The 16879-nt window shown below is 58.5% G+C and carries 18 protein-coding genes and 1 pseudogene; 12 read left to right on the forward strand and 7 right to left on the reverse strand.

Annotated features, from left to right (window positions below):
• Positions 1-11: 11 nt before the first annotated feature.
• Both rarD and HWQ56_RS12290 read left to right on the forward strand, forming a co-directional pair.
• Positions 12-935 (forward strand): EamA family transporter RarD, encoded by a 924-nt coding sequence (gene rarD, locus HWQ56_RS12285; protein WP_176570653.1) that lies wholly within the window; start codon positions 12-14, stop codon positions 933-935.
• Positions 936-1049: 114 nt separating this feature from the next.
• Positions 1050-1868, forward strand: coding sequence for an NAD(P)H-dependent oxidoreductase (locus HWQ56_RS12290; protein WP_245217847.1), 819 nt, complete (start codon positions 1050-1052; stop codon positions 1866-1868).
• A 237-nt stretch (positions 1869-2105) separates the two neighbouring features.
• On the opposite strand, the pseudogene HWQ56_RS29060 reads toward HWQ56_RS12290, so the two are convergent.
• Positions 2106-2276, reverse strand: a pseudogene (locus HWQ56_RS29060) (FAD-dependent oxidoreductase); the annotation flags it as partial.
• A 252-nt stretch (positions 2277-2528) separates the two neighbouring features.
• Positions 2529-3725, reverse strand: coding sequence for an IS256 family transposase (locus HWQ56_RS12295; RefSeq protein ID WP_060501916.1), 1197 nt, complete (start codon positions 3723-3725; stop codon positions 2529-2531).
• A 450-nt stretch (positions 3726-4175) separates the two neighbouring features.
• Between HWQ56_RS12295 and HWQ56_RS12300 the strand changes: the two genes are divergently transcribed.
• The 4 genes from HWQ56_RS12300 to HWQ56_RS12315 all read left to right on the forward strand — a co-directional run bounded on the left by HWQ56_RS12300 (position 4176) and on the right by HWQ56_RS12315 (position 6999).
• A complete protein-coding gene (locus HWQ56_RS12300) occupies positions 4176-4718 on the forward strand; it encodes a redoxin domain-containing protein (RefSeq protein WP_176570654.1) in 543 nt (180 codons plus the stop codon).
• 11 nt (positions 4719-4729) lie between these two features.
• Positions 4730-5269, forward strand: a complete 540-nt coding sequence (locus tag HWQ56_RS12305; protein ID WP_070086726.1) for a DsbA family protein — start codon at positions 4730-4732, stop codon at positions 5267-5269.
• Positions 5270-5367: 98 nt separating this feature from the next.
• The gene (locus HWQ56_RS12310) at positions 5368-6468 is read left to right on the forward strand and encodes a low temperature requirement protein A (RefSeq protein WP_176570655.1); all 1101 of its coding nucleotides are present in this window, start codon (positions 5368-5370) and stop codon (positions 6466-6468) included.
• Between the two features lie 228 nt (positions 6469-6696).
• Entirely contained in the window at positions 6697-6999 is a 303-nt protein-coding gene (locus tag HWQ56_RS12315; protein WP_023047152.1) for a putative quinol monooxygenase, read from the forward strand.
• A gap of 414 nt (positions 7000-7413) precedes the next feature.
• On the opposite strand, the gene HWQ56_RS12320 is transcribed toward HWQ56_RS12315, so the two are convergent.
• Together HWQ56_RS12320 and panB are read right to left on the reverse strand one after the other, a co-directional pair.
• Entirely contained in the window at positions 7414-8397 is a 984-nt protein-coding gene (locus tag HWQ56_RS12320) for an LLM class oxidoreductase (RefSeq protein WP_176570656.1), read from the reverse strand.
• Between the two features lie 585 nt (positions 8398-8982).
• Positions 8983-9624, reverse strand: a complete 642-nt coding sequence (gene panB, locus HWQ56_RS12325; RefSeq protein WP_245217848.1) for a 3-methyl-2-oxobutanoate hydroxymethyltransferase — start codon at positions 9622-9624, stop codon at positions 8983-8985.
• A 316-nt stretch (positions 9625-9940) separates the two neighbouring features.
• On the opposite strand from panB, the gene HWQ56_RS12330 reads away from it, so the two are divergent.
• Positions 9941-10591: a mechanosensitive ion channel domain-containing protein gene (locus HWQ56_RS12330; RefSeq protein ID WP_176570657.1), complete on the forward strand. Its 651-nt coding sequence runs from the start codon at positions 9941-9943 to the stop codon at positions 10589-10591.
• A gap of 11 nt (positions 10592-10602) precedes the next feature.
• On the opposite strand, the gene HWQ56_RS29075 is transcribed toward HWQ56_RS12330, so the two are convergent.
• Complete coding sequence (locus tag HWQ56_RS29075; protein WP_245217849.1) at positions 10603-10758, reverse strand: helix-turn-helix domain-containing protein; 156 nt, start codon at positions 10756-10758, stop codon at positions 10603-10605.
• A 96-nt stretch (positions 10759-10854) separates the two neighbouring features.
• On the reverse strand, positions 10855-10983 hold the full coding sequence (locus HWQ56_RS29230; protein WP_280634425.1) for a hypothetical protein: 129 nt from the start codon (positions 10981-10983) through the stop codon (positions 10855-10857).
• Here HWQ56_RS29230 and HWQ56_RS29235 point away from each other — a divergent pair.
• Positions 10983-11105 (forward strand): hypothetical protein, encoded by a 123-nt coding sequence (locus HWQ56_RS29235; protein ID WP_280634426.1) that lies wholly within the window; start codon positions 10983-10985, stop codon positions 11103-11105. The genes HWQ56_RS29230 and HWQ56_RS29235 overlap by 1 nt on opposite strands.
• 151 nt (positions 11106-11256) lie before the next feature.
• Here the strand turns inward: HWQ56_RS29235 and HWQ56_RS12340 are convergent, their stop codons facing one another.
• Complete coding sequence (locus HWQ56_RS12340) at positions 11257-12171, reverse strand: LysR family transcriptional regulator (RefSeq protein WP_245217850.1); 915 nt, start codon at positions 12169-12171, stop codon at positions 11257-11259.
• Between the two features lie 214 nt (positions 12172-12385).
• Here HWQ56_RS12340 and HWQ56_RS12345 point away from each other — a divergent pair, with 214 nt between their 5' ends.
• From HWQ56_RS12345 to HWQ56_RS12355, 4 genes are all read left to right on the forward strand, one after another.
• Positions 12386-13402, forward strand: coding sequence for a zinc-dependent alcohol dehydrogenase family protein (locus HWQ56_RS12345; protein WP_158158582.1), 1017 nt, complete (start codon positions 12386-12388; stop codon positions 13400-13402).
• 449 nt (positions 13403-13851) lie between these two features.
• Positions 13852-15153, forward strand: a complete 1302-nt coding sequence (locus HWQ56_RS12350; RefSeq protein WP_245217851.1) for a hypothetical protein — start codon at positions 13852-13854, stop codon at positions 15151-15153.
• Positions 15132-15335: a hypothetical protein gene (locus HWQ56_RS29080; RefSeq protein ID WP_245217852.1), complete on the forward strand. Its 204-nt coding sequence runs from the start codon at positions 15132-15134 to the stop codon at positions 15333-15335. Before HWQ56_RS12350 ends, HWQ56_RS29080 begins: the two co-directional genes overlap by 22 nt.
• 2 nt (positions 15336-15337) lie before the next feature.
• Positions 15338-16762: an aminotransferase class I/II-fold pyridoxal phosphate-dependent enzyme gene (locus HWQ56_RS12355; protein ID WP_158157648.1), complete on the forward strand. Its 1425-nt coding sequence runs from the start codon at positions 15338-15340 to the stop codon at positions 16760-16762.
• Positions 16763-16879: the final 117 nt, after the last annotated feature.

A 16879-nucleotide genomic window follows, 5' to 3' on the forward strand; every position in this document is an offset into this window, starting at 1 on the left:
GAGGAGGCACCTTGTTAAAAGGCGTTAGTTTATCTGTTGCGGCATCTGCAATTTTTGCAGGTCTGTATTTCTACGCGACGTTGCTCCACCCACTCGATGGCCAGGCAATATTTGGATGGCGGATGCTGTTAATGCTTCCTGCCATCACGTTATTTTTGATCCTCTCCAAGGACTGGGGCAACGTAGTTGAACTATGCAAGCGCATTCGAACCGACCCGGCATTATTTCCCCTGCTGTGCATAAGCAGTGCGCTATTGGGAACCCAGCAGTGGCTGTTTATGTGGGCACCTCTCAATGGCCATGGCCTGGATGTATCATTAGGTTATTTTCTGCTGCCGCTTGTGATGTTGTTCGTTGGGCGTATTGCCTATGGCGAGCATCTCACCAGCCTGCAGAAATTTGCGGCTCTCTGCGCCGCGGTCGGCGTAGCGAATGAGATCTATCAAGTCGGTGGTATCTCATGGCCCACGCTAGTGGTCGCGATCGGATTTCCTCTCTATTTCCTTCTGCGACGGCGTCTGCGGTCCGCTCATACCGGAGGGCTCTGGTTCGATATTCTCCTGACTTTTCCTGTTGCCGCCTATTTCGCCTTTGAGCACGGCGCAGGCATCAGTGCCGTCGTTGAAGAACCCCGTCTGTATCTGCTGATGCCTCTCCTGGCGATCATCAGCGCCGCCGGATTCATTTGTTACACCGTGGCTAGTAAGCTCTTACCGTTCAGCCTGTTTGGGCTTTTGGGGTACGTGGAACCGGTGTTGATGGTAGGCGTGGCGCTTATGCTAGGTGAGCAAATCCAAACGGAGGAGTGGATGACGTTTTTGCCGATATGGCTCGCGGTCGGTGTGTTGGTATGCGAGGGGCTACGTCATTTAACGAGTATATCCATTCGCCAAAAATTACATCGGAACGGTCCTGGCGCGAAGTGTGAAGGGTGAAGAAAATGAGATTAACGCCACGGAGCCCATGGCAACGTACTTGGGTTTACTGATCTGCAGCAGGGGCTCAGAGACATGGGCGTTTGATAAAAGCGCTTTGTAGATGACCCTGACATGAACTACACAGGTATCGAGATGAACGTGCTTATCGTCCTGGCTCACCCTGAGCCTCAATCCTTCAACGCGGCACTGAAAAGTACCGCCGTCGAGACCCTGCAGACAGGTGGGCACGAAGTGACCATCAGTGACTTGTATGCCATGGGTTGGCAGGCTGCACTGGGTGGTGATGATTTCGTCGGCGAGCGTGCCGACAAGCATTACTTGAATCTTCCTCGCGAGCAAGAACATGCGTTTGCCCACAATACCTTCGCGGCACAGATCAAGGCCGAGCAGGACAAGGTCAGCCGAGCGGACCTAGTCCTGCTTCACTTCCCGGTCTGGTGGTTCTCGATGCCGGGGATCCTCAAAGGTTGGGTGGACCGAGTTTTTGCGCGGGGGTTCGCCTACTCTACCGGCCGCAAGTACGCCTCGGGACATTTCAAAGGGAAAAAGGCGATGCTGTGTATCACCACCGGCACGGCATCATCGCTGTATGAACCAAATGGCATCGACGGCGACCTGCACCACATTCTCTGGCCGATCCACAACGGAATATTGGCTTACACAGGCTTCGCCGTACTGCCGCCGTTTACGGCCTGGATGCCGGCCAGCGTCACCGAGCATGAGCGCCAGGACTATCTGACCGGGTATGCCGAGCAACTCAACTGCCTCGACAGCCTGCAGCCCCTATATTTCCACCCCTGGGAAGATTATGACGATTCGCAACGGCTCAAGCCCGGGGTGATTGCCAAATCGGGCGTGCAGTGGAACCCGCGGGCTGAACAGAACAAAGTGCAAGCGTGGTCGGAGTTCACCCCTGAGGATAAGCATTAAGCCTGTTTCGCCGCTACATCTCCGCTGTCCCGCAGTGCACGACCGGCTGCTTTCGACCCAAAGCTGTCATTGGCAGAGGGCAGCTAACGGCCAAAAGCGGTCAGTGACAATATTCGCAAAGTCTACCGCTCAGCTTCCCGAAGACCGATCTCGACTATTCGTTAGGTACAGCACCATCGCTGCGCGAGCCGCATCTTTGACTGCTGCTCCGCACAGTGCTGCAATGGGGTCACGTTATCCGTATAGGATGTTGCTCCATGCGAGTGAATCTCCAAACACTCCCGGCGCGATACCTTCAGCCTCAACCAAGGTGATATTCGCGCCTTTATCAGCCAGGTGTTACGCCAGCGAAGCGCCCACGATGCCGGCACTAATGACAACGACTCGTTTGTCCAGAGCATTTCCCATATCAACCTTCATTCTGTAGACCTGAAGGCGGTTTCAGTGTCTGCCTCTGGTCGATTTCTGCTTGTCGTAAGGGGCAGCAGTTGTCGTCCAGAAAGCAGATGTAAATTTGTCTGAAGTGGCGAAATAGCTGCCAAAATCATCGTGTTAAAACGCCGCCTGAAATGGCAGCAAGATCAGCGCGTGAGTGTTGTTGGCGATCGTGTCCCAGGAAGTGGTGTAACTCATCGCGGTTCTGGCCACAGAGCTTGCCGTTTAGTTGATCACGGCCGACAGCTTGGCCTGTGGATTATCGCTGACTGCCTCAAAGGCCTCCAACTGCATATAACGCCGTTGCAGGCACCACTCGTCGTTCTGCTCCAACAGCATCGCGCCTACCAGCCGTGTGATCGCCGGATCGTTGGGAAAGATACCCACGACATCGGTGCGGCGCTTGATCTCGGCATTGAGCCGCTCCAGTGGATTGGTGCTGTGCAACTGCTGCCGGTGCGCCTTGGGAAACGCCATGTGCGCCAGCACTTCATCCTCGCAGCCGTCCATGAGCGTTGCGATCTTGGGGTACTTTTCGCGCAGTTGATCGGCGACCAGGCGCCACTGCTGATGGCATTCGGTACGGCTGTCTTGGGCGAAAACCGTACGCAGGAGCGCCGCCACCATGGTGCGTTGCCCCTTGCCGACATGGGCCATGGCGTTGCGCATGAAGTGCACGCGGCAACGCTGCCAAGTCGCGTTGAAGACCTTGGAAACAGCGGCCTTGAGCCCTTCGTGGGCGTCAGAGATGACCAGCTTTACGCCACGCAGGCCACGCCGCATAAGGCTTCGCAGGAAGTCTGTCCAGAACGGCTCGGCTTCCGAAGGGCCAACCCGCATGCCCAGGACTTCGCGGCCACCATCGGTGTTCACGGCCACGGCGATTATGACGGCGACCGAGACGATGCGCCCGGCCTCCCGCACCTTGACGTAAGTAGCATCGATCCAGAGATAGGGCCAGTCGCCTTCAAGTGGGCGATCAAGGAAGGCGTGGACCCGCTCATCAATCTCGCCAGCCAGCCGTGACACCTGGCTCTTGGAGATGCCGGTCATGCCCATGGCTTTGACCAGCTCGTCCACTGAACGCGTTGAAACACCCTGGATATAGGCCTCCTGGATCACCGCCGCCATAGCCTTCTCGGCAGTACGGCGTGGCTCTAGAAAGCCGGGGAAATAGCTACCCTGACGCAGTTTCGGGATCTTTAGGTCGACATCGCCAGCGCGGGTTTGCCAGAGGCGATCACGGTAGCCGTTGCGGCTGTTCGTCCGGTCTGGGCTTTTGACATCGAAGCCGGCGCCGCACAGGCCTTCGACGTCGAACTCCATCATGCGCTGGGCAACGAACTGGATCATTTGCTTGAGCAGATCAGCATCTGCCCCTTTCTCAACCAACTCGGTCAATGCGATAGTGGGCTTGGTCATCGTGGTTTCTCTGGTGAAGGTTAAGTCCGCAAACTCAACGTTAGCCAAAAACCACGATGACCAACCTCTTTCGCCCGCAGGGCGCCTTCGATTGGTTTAGTTACACCACTTCCTGGGACACGATCGTTGTTGGCACTGGAGGGTAGCGAAAAATCGTTCAGCTACTACGGTAAGCGTCCATCAACGACTATAGTCATTGGTGAGCCAGAGCGAATCTGACCATTCCCCTGCCAACCTGGCCTAATCCAATCCCGCGATTACACGGCGGATCTTCTTGTGTTCCTTGATGCGGAACGTGAACGTTTCGCTGCCGAAATCACTCAGGCTCAGGCTGAGATCGAGGCAGCGTTGTTTTTTTTTGAACCCCTTGATGGTGGATGGAGCTATCCCGCCGGGCACGTCGCATCCCACTGAGCACGTCCCAACCACCCATCTATCGAGGTTCAAGCAATGAATACTTTAGAGTTCGATGATGCACAAAAAACCAATGGCGATCTGGTTCAGGGGCCGCTGCCGGCCGGCACTGTCGCGCCCGACTTCACTCTTCACGCAACCCCTGATCAACAGTTTTCGCTGCGTGAGCTAAAGGGAAATCCCGTGATATTGGCGTTTTATCCCGCTGACTGGACTTCGGTGTGTGGTGACCAACTGACTTTGTACAACCAGTTGCTACCCACATTCAGAGAATACGGTGCGGCGCTACTGGGTATCTCGGTTGACAGCGCCTGGTGTCATCAGGCCTTTGCCAAAGATCGGAATTTTCACTTCAGCCTGTTGGCCGATTTCGAGCCCAAAGGGGCTGTGGCACGACAGTATGGAGCGTACGAGTCCCAGCTCGGGGTTTGTAAGCGTGCGCTGTTCGTGATTGACAAGGACGGGGTGGTTGCCTGGAGCTACGTCTCCCCGATGGCAATCAACCCTGGTGCGGACGGTATTCTGGATGCGCTGGATGCTTTGGCGAATTCGCCACAAAGCACGCCAACCAAAAATTAACAGGTGATTAGATGGCCACGCTCAAAGTCCCGGTAAGTGCCAACGACCATCGCCAGGGAAGTGCGCATGCCAAGGTCACCTTGGTCGAATTTGGCGACTATGAATGTCCCTATTGCGGTGAAGCTTATTGGATGGTCAAGAATCTGCAACAGCATTTTCGCGATGACTTGCTGTTTGTGTTCCGTAACTTCCCTCTGACCACCGCTCACCCCCATGCATTGGGTGCAGCGGTCACCGCTGAGTATGCCGGAAGTCGAGGATTCTTCTGGGAGGCCCACGACGAATTGTACGAAAATCAGGATCGATTGGGCCTGCCGCTGTATCGCGCCATCGTTCTCAAACACGGCCTTTCCAGGGAGGAATTCGATCTTGCAATGCAAGAGGATACTTACATTCCCAAAATACAAGCCGATTTCAATGGCGGTGTACGCAGCGGCGTGAATGGCACCCCAGCGTTTTACATTGACGGGCTTCGCTATGACGGAGTTCCAGAGTTCATCGGGATGAGTCAGATGATTGAGCTTTTGTTAGTGCGTGGACGAAATCGCTAGAGAGCCAAATCGGCTTGGCATCACCCACATCGGAGCCGAGGAAAAACCAACGTTAGCTTCCTTTTACATTAAAGAGGTGGGCACGGAGCCGGCAACTAATGAAATCGTTGAAGTACTATGAAGAAAATCGACACGCCACATGGTTGGAGTTGTTTTTTGACCTGACTTTCGTTGTTACGATAGGCCAGGTTACGCACACTCTCGGACATGTTCATGATGGGCACTTTGAATATAAGCAATTATGGACATTCTTACTGCTTTTTGTGCCGTTGTGGTGGATCTGGTCCAGTCACACGATTTACTCCAACAGGTTCGATACAGACAGCAATCTTCACCGTTTGGCAACATTATTCATAATGCTCCTGCTCATTGTGCTATCGGCACGGATCGGGGAAGACTTGGAAGTGAACTACCCGCTCATTATTGCCTGCTATTTTGGTATACGTGCAATCATCAGTGTTATGTATATTTCATCCATTAGTAAACTCGATTCTCGCGGCGAACTTTCCTCAAGGCTTGGCTTCGCCCTATTAGTTAGCGCGGTTATTAGCCTTTCATCCGTTATTTTTGACCCGCCCTTGCGTTACCTTGTTGCTTATATTGGGATTGTTCTTGATATTCTGTTTCCTGTATTTTTCTGGACTAAACTAAAACCGTTGCCAGCACACACAGAGCACTTGGTTGAGCGCATAGGTCTACTCACCCTAATCTTATTGGGGGAGTCAATTATTAGCCTTTCCGGAGGCTTATCTAACATTCAATGGGGTTATTATAATGTGATGGCGGCCATCACCGGATTTATCATGATTTGCAGTATCTGGTGGATCTATTTTGATAGTTTTTACTTGCTGAACAAACATCAAAGCAGTATGAGTGGGCACGCCTTAATCTACTCGCACCTTTTTCTTTTTATGGGGCTGGCACTTCTGGCAAATTTGATTAGGCATGCGATCCTGAACGATATTGCGATACGCGATTTCCAGATGATGTCGATCACCGGCATGGCCTTGTTTTTCCTAGGTAAGCAATATGGCTATTTCATAGCCGTGAGTAGAATAAGGAAATACATCCTACAAAACACGTTGATAGTGTTTTCTTTGGGCGGGTTAGTCGTGTTTTTACCCCGCGTCGAGTACATATTGGTCGGCCTGACAGCAACCATGATCTCTTATGTTTTTCTAAATTTCAGATATCGTTGAATCATCATTATCAGACCAGAGGGTGGGACCAAGTGAGCAAGTGGCTGACTTGCGGTTACATGCTGCCCACTACGTCGTTCTCACTGCTCGTGCGCTACTCGCCGCTACCCTTGGTCTATTTGGGTTTGTAATCCTGGTATCGTCGACCATAGTTAAGAGTCTCGGATGCCCCTCTTAGCTATCGCGATCTGATAGCGCCAGCCGCATCGTAACAACAGGAGCCACATCATGGTCAAAGTAGCGTTGTTCGTTCGCCTAGAAGCAAAACCCGGGAAAGAAAAGGATGTAGAGAGCTTTCTTTTGGGTGGCCTTCCGTTAGTGGAGGAGGAGCCAGCCACTACAGCCTGGTTTGGAATCCGCTTGGGGCCGTCCACCTTTGGCATCTTTGACGCATTCCCGGATGAAGCGGGCCGGCAGGCTCATCTTTCGGGCAAGGTCGCGGCGGCGCTTATGGCAAACGCTGCCGAGCTATTTGCCGAACCGCCATCAATCGAGAAGGTTGACGTCCTTGCGGCCAAGCTACCCGGCTAAGCAAACCCAATAGGAAGCTCCAGTCAGTACTGGGAGGCCCACGATGTATTTTGTGAAAATCAGGATAGCCTGGGCCTGCTGCTGTTCCGGGCGGTGCTCAATCAAACCCTTGTATTGAAGATAAATGTCATGGCTAAAGTGCCGTGTCCAGGATTCATGCCATGCTTGCGCGCTCGGTATAAGTGAAAGGATACGCGCGCAAATCGTGTCCAGGGACGGCGTGGAAGCCGCACAGAATCTGCAAGGCAACGTGCTCAACACGGGTTTAGGCTGGGTAGGGTAGATTGTTTGCCGGGCACCGGTCGCTCATGGCGCGAAGATCTCCATCATGGATATAGAACCGGAGGTCATCCGCGCCGTGACATCTTATGGTTTCGTCAAGTGAGCATTCGTCGGCGTAGCAGTGACCGATGTTCAATGAGCTGCCTGACGCGGCTGCACTCCGAACTGCGCAACGATGTGCGTACCCAATTCCTCAATAACTTCCACCGCAGGGCGCTTGCCGTATTTGAGATTGAGAATGACGTGGTCCACGCCGATTTCCTCAAGCGACTCCAGCAAAAAACGTAGATGGTAACGTCCAAGTCTGAACCCCAAATGGATACGTGTGGGTGGGGTTGACGGATTCCCATCGAGATCGATGTACAGCGACTGAGTAAAGGGCTTATACACAGAACCACATTGTTTCGTGACCTCCAGTCGCCAATCTTCCACGACCAGCCGCTGCATGTTCGGAATGCGTGGATAGTTGATCCATCCGTTGCTCTCACGCGCGATCCAATCCAGTGACTGGCGACTGTTGCCGGTCACGAGCATTGGAATGAATTGGGTGGTCGGTTTCGGAATCAGGTCTGCGCCTTGCATTTCACCAGTGCTCCAGTGGATGGGCTCAAAACTGGTGCTGTGGGCGCGGCGAATCACTTCGTAGTGTTCTCGAAAGATCTCTCCCCGCCTTTCGGGATCGACGCCAAACGCCGAAAACTCCACTGGCCGATCTCCCGAAGCAACCCCCAGAATCAAGCGACCAGTGCTCAACTGATCTACGCTGGCTGACGCCTTGGCCGTGTGCAGGGGATGGTGCAGCGGGATGGCGACGGAGGCGGTGCCAAGTGCAATCTCCGAGGTATGGGCGGCCATATAACCCAGGTAAACCCAGGGGTCGAAGACTTGGCCGACATCGCCGAAGCCAGGGTCGCGAAGCGGCACGTCGCGAAACCAGAGCGCGCAGAAGCCCAGCGCCTCGGCTTGTTTAGCCAGTGTGACCTGGTTGAGCATGCTCGGAGTGTCCCCGTCGAACGCCTCCATGGGAAAGAATAATCCAAGGCTCAAATGCCCCTGAGTGAAGGTTCGGCTGAACCCTCGATGCTGCTGGTAAGGAATCGTGCTCGGCCGATACATACGGATTGACCTCATGGCAGAACGTGAACAGCGCCCCCGTTTCCAGAGGTGCTGCGGCAACGGTCGCTTTTGAACGGCAGGTGGGGGGACTGGGTCTGGCTTTTACCCGTTGCGCCGTACTTCTGGTCGTGTGGGCCGGACTCAGGGGGCAGTTGCTGGCGATAGGCGCGGGTTGGTCCGGGTGGGTGTTAAGCGGACGGTCAAAGGAAGTCAGATCTCTCGGCTCTATACCACCAGATGGGCAAGGCGTTCGAGGAATCATTCTATAAGCGTAGGCGGTTTTGCAGCTCTCCGCCATATTCTTACAATCGAGCCGCTGGCGGGCGAAAGTCGCGTATCGAAGGCAGTTATCGGTCGTTTCCTGCCATTCCAGAACGGCCGTTATTGGCCGAAAGCAGCCTTTTATGACCGGCCGCTTTTGCCCTTATAATGCCGCGACATTTCTCCATGGCCTCAATCTGACAGGTGCTTATCATGCACTGGCACTTCGACTCGGAATGAATTCCTGGTAGAGGACCCTCTGTCGTTCCAGGTCGTGACTAGGCGCGACATTGGTGCGATACCCTTGAAGGGTATTGCATTCAATCACTCACAGCGCTTGTCCACGGGTGCATAGATATTTTCCGGACCCGGGAACGCCCTCGAACGTACTCCATCGGCATAGGCGGCCACCACGCCATCAATGCGCTGCCCCAATAAATCAAACTGCTTCACGAACCTGGCGGTGCGTTCAAACATGCCCAGCATGTCATCGACCACGAGCACCTGACCGTCACACTTGGCCGAGGCGCCAATGCCTACCACCGGGCATTGCACCGCCTGGGTCACGGCAATGGCCACAGCTTGCGCATCGGCCAGCGCCTGGGCATCGGCAACGATCTGGTGGTGCTCCTCTGGTGTTCTGCCGCGGGCGCCGTAGCTTCCCAAGGTGTTTACCGATTGCGGAGTCAGGCCGACGTGAGCCATCACCGGGATGCCACGTTTGGTCAGGAACGACACCGTCTCCGCCAACTCGGCACCGGCTTCGAGCTTGACCGCTGCGGCCCCAGTCTCTTTGAGGAGGCGTGCCGAAGCGTGAAACGCCTGCTCCGGGCTGGCCTCATAGCTGCCGAAGGGGAGGTCGATGATGACCAGGCTTCGCTGTGCGCCTCGAACTACCGCTGCACCGTGCGCAATCATCTGCTCTATGGTCACCGGTACGGTGCTGGGCAAGCCGAAGTTGTGCACCCGCTCGGCGTTGTCCGTGACCTGCAGCGCCCGTTGACCTTGGTGGGCAAGGATTCGAATTGTTCCCTTACCTCGTCCGGCAACGTCGAGAAATCGGGGTATTCAATCGCGACCGTCGAACGGATGTTTTCGTCACTGTCGGCTGAGCGAGCCATGTCAATACTCCTGTGTCATCAAAGAAATAGGTCACATGGTGTGCGACACAGAGCTGCCAAAACAATTCAGGTAAGGTCGCATTGCGCCGTGTGCAACAATCATTCGCGTCATTGATGCTCAAATAGGCGGGTTTCCATCACCACCCACCGAAAGGGGCGTTATGTGGCTTGTTGAGCTTTCCCGTGACAATTACCTGGGCTACGTCACCGGCCTGTTCGGCGTTGCTGTGCTGCTGAGCATGCTGTCGTACTTCATTGTTTCACGGGTGCCGACCAAGACCTTTATCACGGACAGTTACACTAATTGGCAGCCCATGTTCAGTTCCGAGGGCCGTCGCATCATGCGCAGTTTCTACGTCGATCAGTCCAGCATCGCGTTTTTCGATCGGCCGTTGCTGGAGTCCATCGAGTCGGTGATTTACGTCAAGGACAGCCTGCATCACGAGATCGAAGCCATGCTGGCCGCGCAAAGTCTCAAACAGCTCATGTTCGATGGCGTGACCAACCTGGGGTTGTTCCGGCGGCATCTGGTTGCGCATTTGAAAGCCAGGACCGACATCAACCAGAACATGTACCTGGTGGTGAGGCAACTGGCACCCACGGCCAACGGTTTGCCGATCGAGATCTATTGCTTCAGCCAAAGCACGGACTGGGTGGACTACGAGGAAGTGCAGGCTTCGATCTTCGAATACGTGTTCGCGGTAGCCAGCTACTTTGACCTGACCATCTTCCAGAGCCCCAGTGGCCGCGATATCCACGCCTTGGCCCGCGAACCTCGGGCTGCGAAGGTGGCGGCTAGACGCTCGGCGTAAGCGTGCAAGGCTCAGGCGGTGCCGAAGCAAGGGTCGCCGGGGCACGACCTGGCCTGCCTGAATTGCAGCGGCGTCATCTCCAGCTTTTCCTTGAACAGCCGGCTCATGTGGCTCTGGTCCGAAAAGCCACATTCGCTGGCCACCACTTTCAGCGGTACGTCGCGCACATTCGTCAGTAGCCATTCGGCGCGTTTGATGCGCCGTGCCTGGACGTACTAATGAGGGGGAAGGCCGAAGGTTTTGCCAAACACCCGGACAAAGTGCTAAGGGCTGAGGTCGACCAGCATGGCCAGGCTCTTGATCGACAGTGGGCAGGCCAAGTGGGCGTCGACGTATTCCTGCAAGCGGCTGCCATCAGCGCCGACAGGGGCCGAGCGGTGACGATAGGGCAATGATCGATCTGCCGGTTGTCGAGGTCTTGCTCGAACACATCGCCCGCGACCCTGGCCATCATGGCCTGGGGGACGTAGATATGGCTGACCTCGATGTCGTTCATCCAGTACCACCGCAATGACTCACCACAGGTGAGCAGCGTGACATCGTGGTCGGTGATCGCGCCCTTGAGCCACTTCTTGCCATAGTGGAAGCCCAGGTTGGCGGTACCGGTCTTGCACCTCACCAGTTCGTAATCACGCATGCGCGGAATGGAAGTCAGTGGAGCTTGGTCACAGGCTGTCGGGGTCGCCAAAAAACATCTGTATCCGCGACCGCAACCACCGCTCCCCCGGGTCATTGTCCTGCGCGCCACGCCACGCCATGTGCAGCTCGAACCCGGGCATCTCCAACGGCAAATCCTCCGCCCGCACACCACCTGCCGCCGTCAGGGCCTCGGCCGTGTAGTCCGGCACCGTGGCGACGATGTCGGTGCCCGCCAGCAACGTGCTCAAGCCATTGAACTGCGGCACCGCCAGTACCACATGGCGCTTGCGTTCGAGCTTTTCCAGTTCGGTGTCGATGAACCCGCTCAGGTCGCCCGCGAATGACACCAGGGCATGGGGGCGGGCGCAGAAGTCGTCGAGGCTGATGGGCCCGGGCATGGTGTCGGCGCGCAGCAGCTTCGGCCGGCTGCGGCGCAGTATCTTGCGCTTGGCGTTGGCGGGCAGGTCGTTCGTGTAGCTGACCGCGATGGAGATTTCCCCAGACGCCAGCAGGGGTGGGGCAAGGATGTAGTTGACCCGCCGGATGACCAGCACGATGCCTGGAGCTTCGGCGCGCAGGCGCTTGAGCAGTTGCGGCAGCAGGGCGAACTCGACATCGTCCGAAAGGCCGATGCGAAACACCGCGGTGCTGGTGGCGGGGTCGAATTCCGAGGCGCGGCTGACGGCCGTGGAGATGGAGTCCAGGGCAGGGGACAGCAGCGCGAAGATCTCCACGGCACGGGCCGAGGGCTCCATGCTGCGCCCTGTGCGCACGAACAGCGGGTCGTCGAACAGGCTGCGCAGGCGCGACAGGGCTGCGCTGATGGCGGGCTGGCCGAGGAACAGCTTCTCTGCGGCGCGGGTCACGCTGCGTTCGTGCATCAGCGTTTCGAAGACGATCAGCAGGTTGAGGTCGACGCGGCGCAGGTCGTTTCGATTCATCGGGTTCGCTTCACGGCAAAGGTGACAAATGGTTCATGGGTGAATCTTACGGGCAAAGGCTGTTAATCTGCACCGGTAAATTCAGTTTTGCCTTGGGCGCCACTCATCGCGCAATCAATCACAGGCATGTCGACTATTAATGGCCACGGGTGGTCTAACGGCCAAAGCCCGGATAAAGTTCATGGCATTAGAGGTTCAAAAGGCGAGGTTTGCGATGTCCCGCACCATCCGTTTTCACAAGTTTGGCCCGGCCGAAGTGCTCAAGTGCGAAGAGCATGCGGCCGCCTTGCCCGGCCCGGGCGATGTGCAGGTGCGTGTCGAGGCGATCGGCATCAGCTGGTATGACGTGCTCTGGCGTCAGAACCTGGCGCCGTCCCATGCCCGCCTGCCCGCCGGGCTCGGCCATGAAATGGCCGGCGTCGTCACGGCCGTCGGTGACGGCGTCGACGCCTTTGCCGTCGGTGACAGGGTCGCCAGCTTCCCGGCCGAAAGCCCCAATGAATACCCGGTGTACGGGGAGAGCATCGTGCTGCCGGCACTGGCGCTGACCCGCTACCCCGATGTGCTGACGCCGGTCGAGGCGGCGGTGCACTACACGCCGTACCTGATCGCCTCGTTCGCCTACACGGAGCTGGCCCGGGCCAAACCGGGGCAGGTGGCCCTGGTCACCGACGCCAGCCACTGCGCCGGGCCTTCCTTCGTGCAACTGGGCAAGGCGCTGGGGTTGAACGTGGTGGCGGCCACCAAGTCGCCACAGGAGCGCGAATACCTGTTGTCGCTGGGGGCTGCCAAGGTGATCGTCACCGAGGAGCAGGACCTGCTCATGGCCATCAACAAGTACACCGACGGCCGCGGCGTGGACATGGTGCTCGACGGCCTGGGCGGTCCGCAGATGTCGATTCTGGGGGACGTGCTGGCGCCGCGTGGCAGCCTGATCCTGTATGGCCTGCAGGGCGGCAACCAGACGCCGTTCCCGGCCTGCGCGGCGTTTCAGAAGAACATCCAGTTCTATGTGCACTGCCTGGGTAACTTCACTGGCAAGCCGGAGCTGGGCATCAGCCAGGACCAGGCGGCGTTGCAGCGGGCGTTGCGCGAGATCAACCAGTTCACCGCCGACCGGGTACTGGTGCCGCAGATCACCCGGGTGTTTCCGTTCGAGCAATTCGTGGAAGCGCATCGGTTGATGGATGAGTGCCCTTGCGGCGGGCGGATCGCGTTGCAGGTCGGCTAGACCGGCGCTGCGGGACCGGGCGAAGCTCGGTCCCCCGGGCTACGGCGTTACCGTTTTCTAACTGCTCGGGGTCTAAATTCGTCGTAATTCTAAGGCCGAAAATTCCCAAACTTCCCGCGAATTTTCCCACATATTAAGGCAGTCTTGCCGCGCGCGCCCTCTAGCGCGGGGGTTTTCGTTCGCCTGAATAAGGGTATGTTTCAACTGTACTGGTTTTCGCCAACTATCTGTTGCTGTTATTTCTCTTTGCCCCCTGACTACCATTTGCGCTCGAATCAGCTCAGGGACTGAGACATGCCTTTCAATTTCCAGTGTGCCTGCCCGCGAAGCCCGGGCTTGAGCCCGCGCGCGCCGCAGGGCTGGGTCATGGCCTGCGCGGGTTAATTGTGCGTAGGAAGTTGTAGGAATGTTCTTAGGATTATAAAACATCACCCTCAGGGTATTCAGCAGTGGCCAGTCAAACCGTCAGCCTTATTCATCTTCAGGCCATGCAAGGCATCTACCAGCAAGTACTGGACAAGTTGCTGGCGCATTTCACCCATGCCCAACGCGCGGCGTTATTGTTGCTGGTGCAGCGTATCGGCGTCGCCGCGGGCGGTTTCGATCGCCTGGCGCGTTTCAAGGTGCTGCTGGCCCATGGGGGGGGTAGCAACAGTGGTCAGTGCCTGGCCTTGTTAAGGGCAGCCCAGCTGAGCCTGGCCGTGCGCAACCCCGGGACCTTCGAGCTGCGGGTGGCGACCTATCGGCATTCGGGCATGGACCAGGCGGTGATGGACAACATCGAACGCGGGTACGCGGCGTTGTCGTTGCACGATGACCCGCGGGTGGAACTGCTGGTGGTCGATGACCAGCAGGTCATGGCCTATGACCCCCTGGCGCCTCTGTCCCCCGCCACGCGGGCGCGCAACCGCACCGACCTGTTGGTCAATGGTCACCTCAGCGGCGGTGACGGCCGTGCCAGTCTGTGTCATGGCTGTTACCTGGGGCGCGCGGATTTCTACCGGCGCGCGCTGGCCTGGGAGGGTGGGGTGCATGCCATGGCCTGCGTCGAATCGCCGGCCCGCCAGCGTCGATACCTGGCCTGGGGACTGCGGGTAGCGCGCACGGCCGGGCTGGTGCGGCGGCCTGGCGGTGAAGGCGGCGAGGCGGCCCTTGAGGTCATCGGCGAATTGAGCGACGCCTACTACCGGCACCTCTACGGTGACAAGCTCGCGATGCGGCGTTTGCCCCGCAGCAAACCCCCGGTGCAGGTACTGCCCATGCATGACCTGCTGGCGGTGGCGCCGGAACAGCATTGGCGGCTGCTGGTGGATTTCCTGGGTTTTCGTTTCTCTGCCCTGGCCCTGGGGTTCAGCGAGACGGCGTGCGCCAACCCGCTGCTGATGGCGCACCTGCGCGGGTTGCGCGCCGAGCAGTTGCAGCAGCGCAGCTATGCCGAGGGCGTCGAGGAGTACTTGCGCGCGGCCCGGCAGTTGATGATGCGCAAGGGCATGCCCGCGCACCTGGTGGACCTGATGCTGTCGGCCTACGACGACCCGTACAAGTCCCAGGAGCGCCGCGCCTTGGCCCAGGCCCATGCGCTGGCCAACTACCAGGTCGATGAGCCCCAGCTGGTGTGCCTGTTGTTCAGCCCCTTCGTCGATGCCGGCAAGGGCCTGGCCACTTTCCTGCGCAGCCGCCATCCGGAACGGGTGTGTTGGCTGGGGGATCTGCACCGGGGCGAGGGCAGGTGGAGCAGGTTCGCTGGCTGACAGCCGTCAGCGGCCTGCCGATCCAGGCGCTGCGGCGCCTCTACGGGCAGCGTCCGAGCCTGGGGCCTGGGCCGCAGAGCCTTATCGCGCGGGTGGTCGCCAGTGACCCGGATAGCGCCAGCATCCAGGTGCTGGACCCGGCCACGGGGCACTCCAGAACAGAACGGGTGTGTGGGCGTTGAGCATGACCATCAAGTCTAAAACCGGGTTTGCCTACCAGGCGGTCTACCGCTACCTGTCAGCGCTGATCGAGGAGGGGGAGCCGGAAGTACCTTTCAAGCTGCCGTCGTTGCGCGCCCTGGCCAGCCGCCTGGGTGTATCGGTGTCGACCATTCAGTACAGCTACACCCTGCTGGAGCGCGAAGGGCGCGTGTATGCCTTGGCCAAGTCCGGCTATTACGCCCGCCCCCCGGCGCGCCAGGGGCTGGCGCCCGATGGCAGCAACCTGCTGCAGCGCCTGCAGGCCGGGCAACGTCGGCAGTCCGGCAGCCTGGCGCCCTTGCTGGCGCTCGACGGCCCCTTGTTGCGGTTCGAACGCCAGGTGCAACGCCAGTACACTTCCTTGCCCGCGCCCGCCTGGAATCCCTGCGGTGACCCCGAGCTGCGGCGGGCCTTGGCCGCCCGTTATACCCACGATGGCGCCCACCACTGGTACGCTGACCACGTGTACCTGGGCAGTGACCTGCGGGCGGTGCTGGACATCACCTTCGAGGCCTTGAAGCTCTCCGGGCAGACCGTGCTGGTGGCGACGCCGGGCTGCCCGCTGATCTTGCAGGCGTTGCAACTGGCGGGCGCCAACCTGATCGAGGTGCCGCTGGGTGATACCGGGCGGCTCGACCTGCCAGCCCTGCGGGAACGGTTGAACGCCGGGGGCGTGCGCCTGCTGGTGCTGGACGCGGTATTCGGCGCGGTGCAGGGCCAGTGCATGCCCGAGGAGGACCTGCAGGCGCTGGCCAACCTGTTGAACCGCCATGATGTGCACTTGCTGGAGAATGATGTGCAGGGCGAACTGTGCTTCAGTGCGGCGCGGCCCTTGCGTGAACGGCTGTCGAGCCAGCGGGTGCTGATCCTTGGCTCCCTGGAGCCGTGGCTGGGAACCGAGGCCTCGTTTGCCTACCTGGTGGCCGCGGGCGCAGCCAAGGCATTGGCCGAAGCCTTCCAGCGGCGCGCCATGCGCTTGCCGCCACTGCGGCAGAAAGCCGTGGCACGCCTGCTTGAACACGGCGTGCTGGATGAGCAACTGCCGGCGCTGCGCATGCGCCTGCAGCATCAATTGTGGCGCCTGGACCGCCAAGTGCGTAGCCGCCTGGGGCGTTACCTGCTGGCTTACCACCCGGTGGGCGGCACCGGCCTGTGGCTGCGCAGCCGTTATCCACTGGACATGCGCAAGGTGTTCGAGCGGCTGTTGGCGCAGGGGCTGCTGATCGAGCCTGGCCCGCTGTTCAGCACGCAGGGCTCCCATGAGCGGTACTTGCGCATCGGCGTGCAGGGCCTGGCCGAGGTCAACCATGGCACCTTGCTCACTGCCCTGGCCAACGCGCTGGCCGAAGAGCACCAGAAGCTGGCAGTGGCGACCGACCGTCCCGAGCAGGTACACCGAGCCCCGTAGCGAACCTCGGGTCGTGTCTCAGGTACCCTGCGTCGAGGCTTGACGCCGCCTGAGCCGCCACCGGTCCAAAAGTCTTTGCCAAGTGCCCGGGTCTGTATGTATAACCAGTGCCTTTTC

The sequence above is a fragment of the Pseudomonas eucalypticola genome (assembly GCF_013374995.1).
Classification (GTDB): Bacteria; Pseudomonadota; Gammaproteobacteria; order Pseudomonadales; family Pseudomonadaceae; genus Aquipseudomonas; species Aquipseudomonas eucalypticola.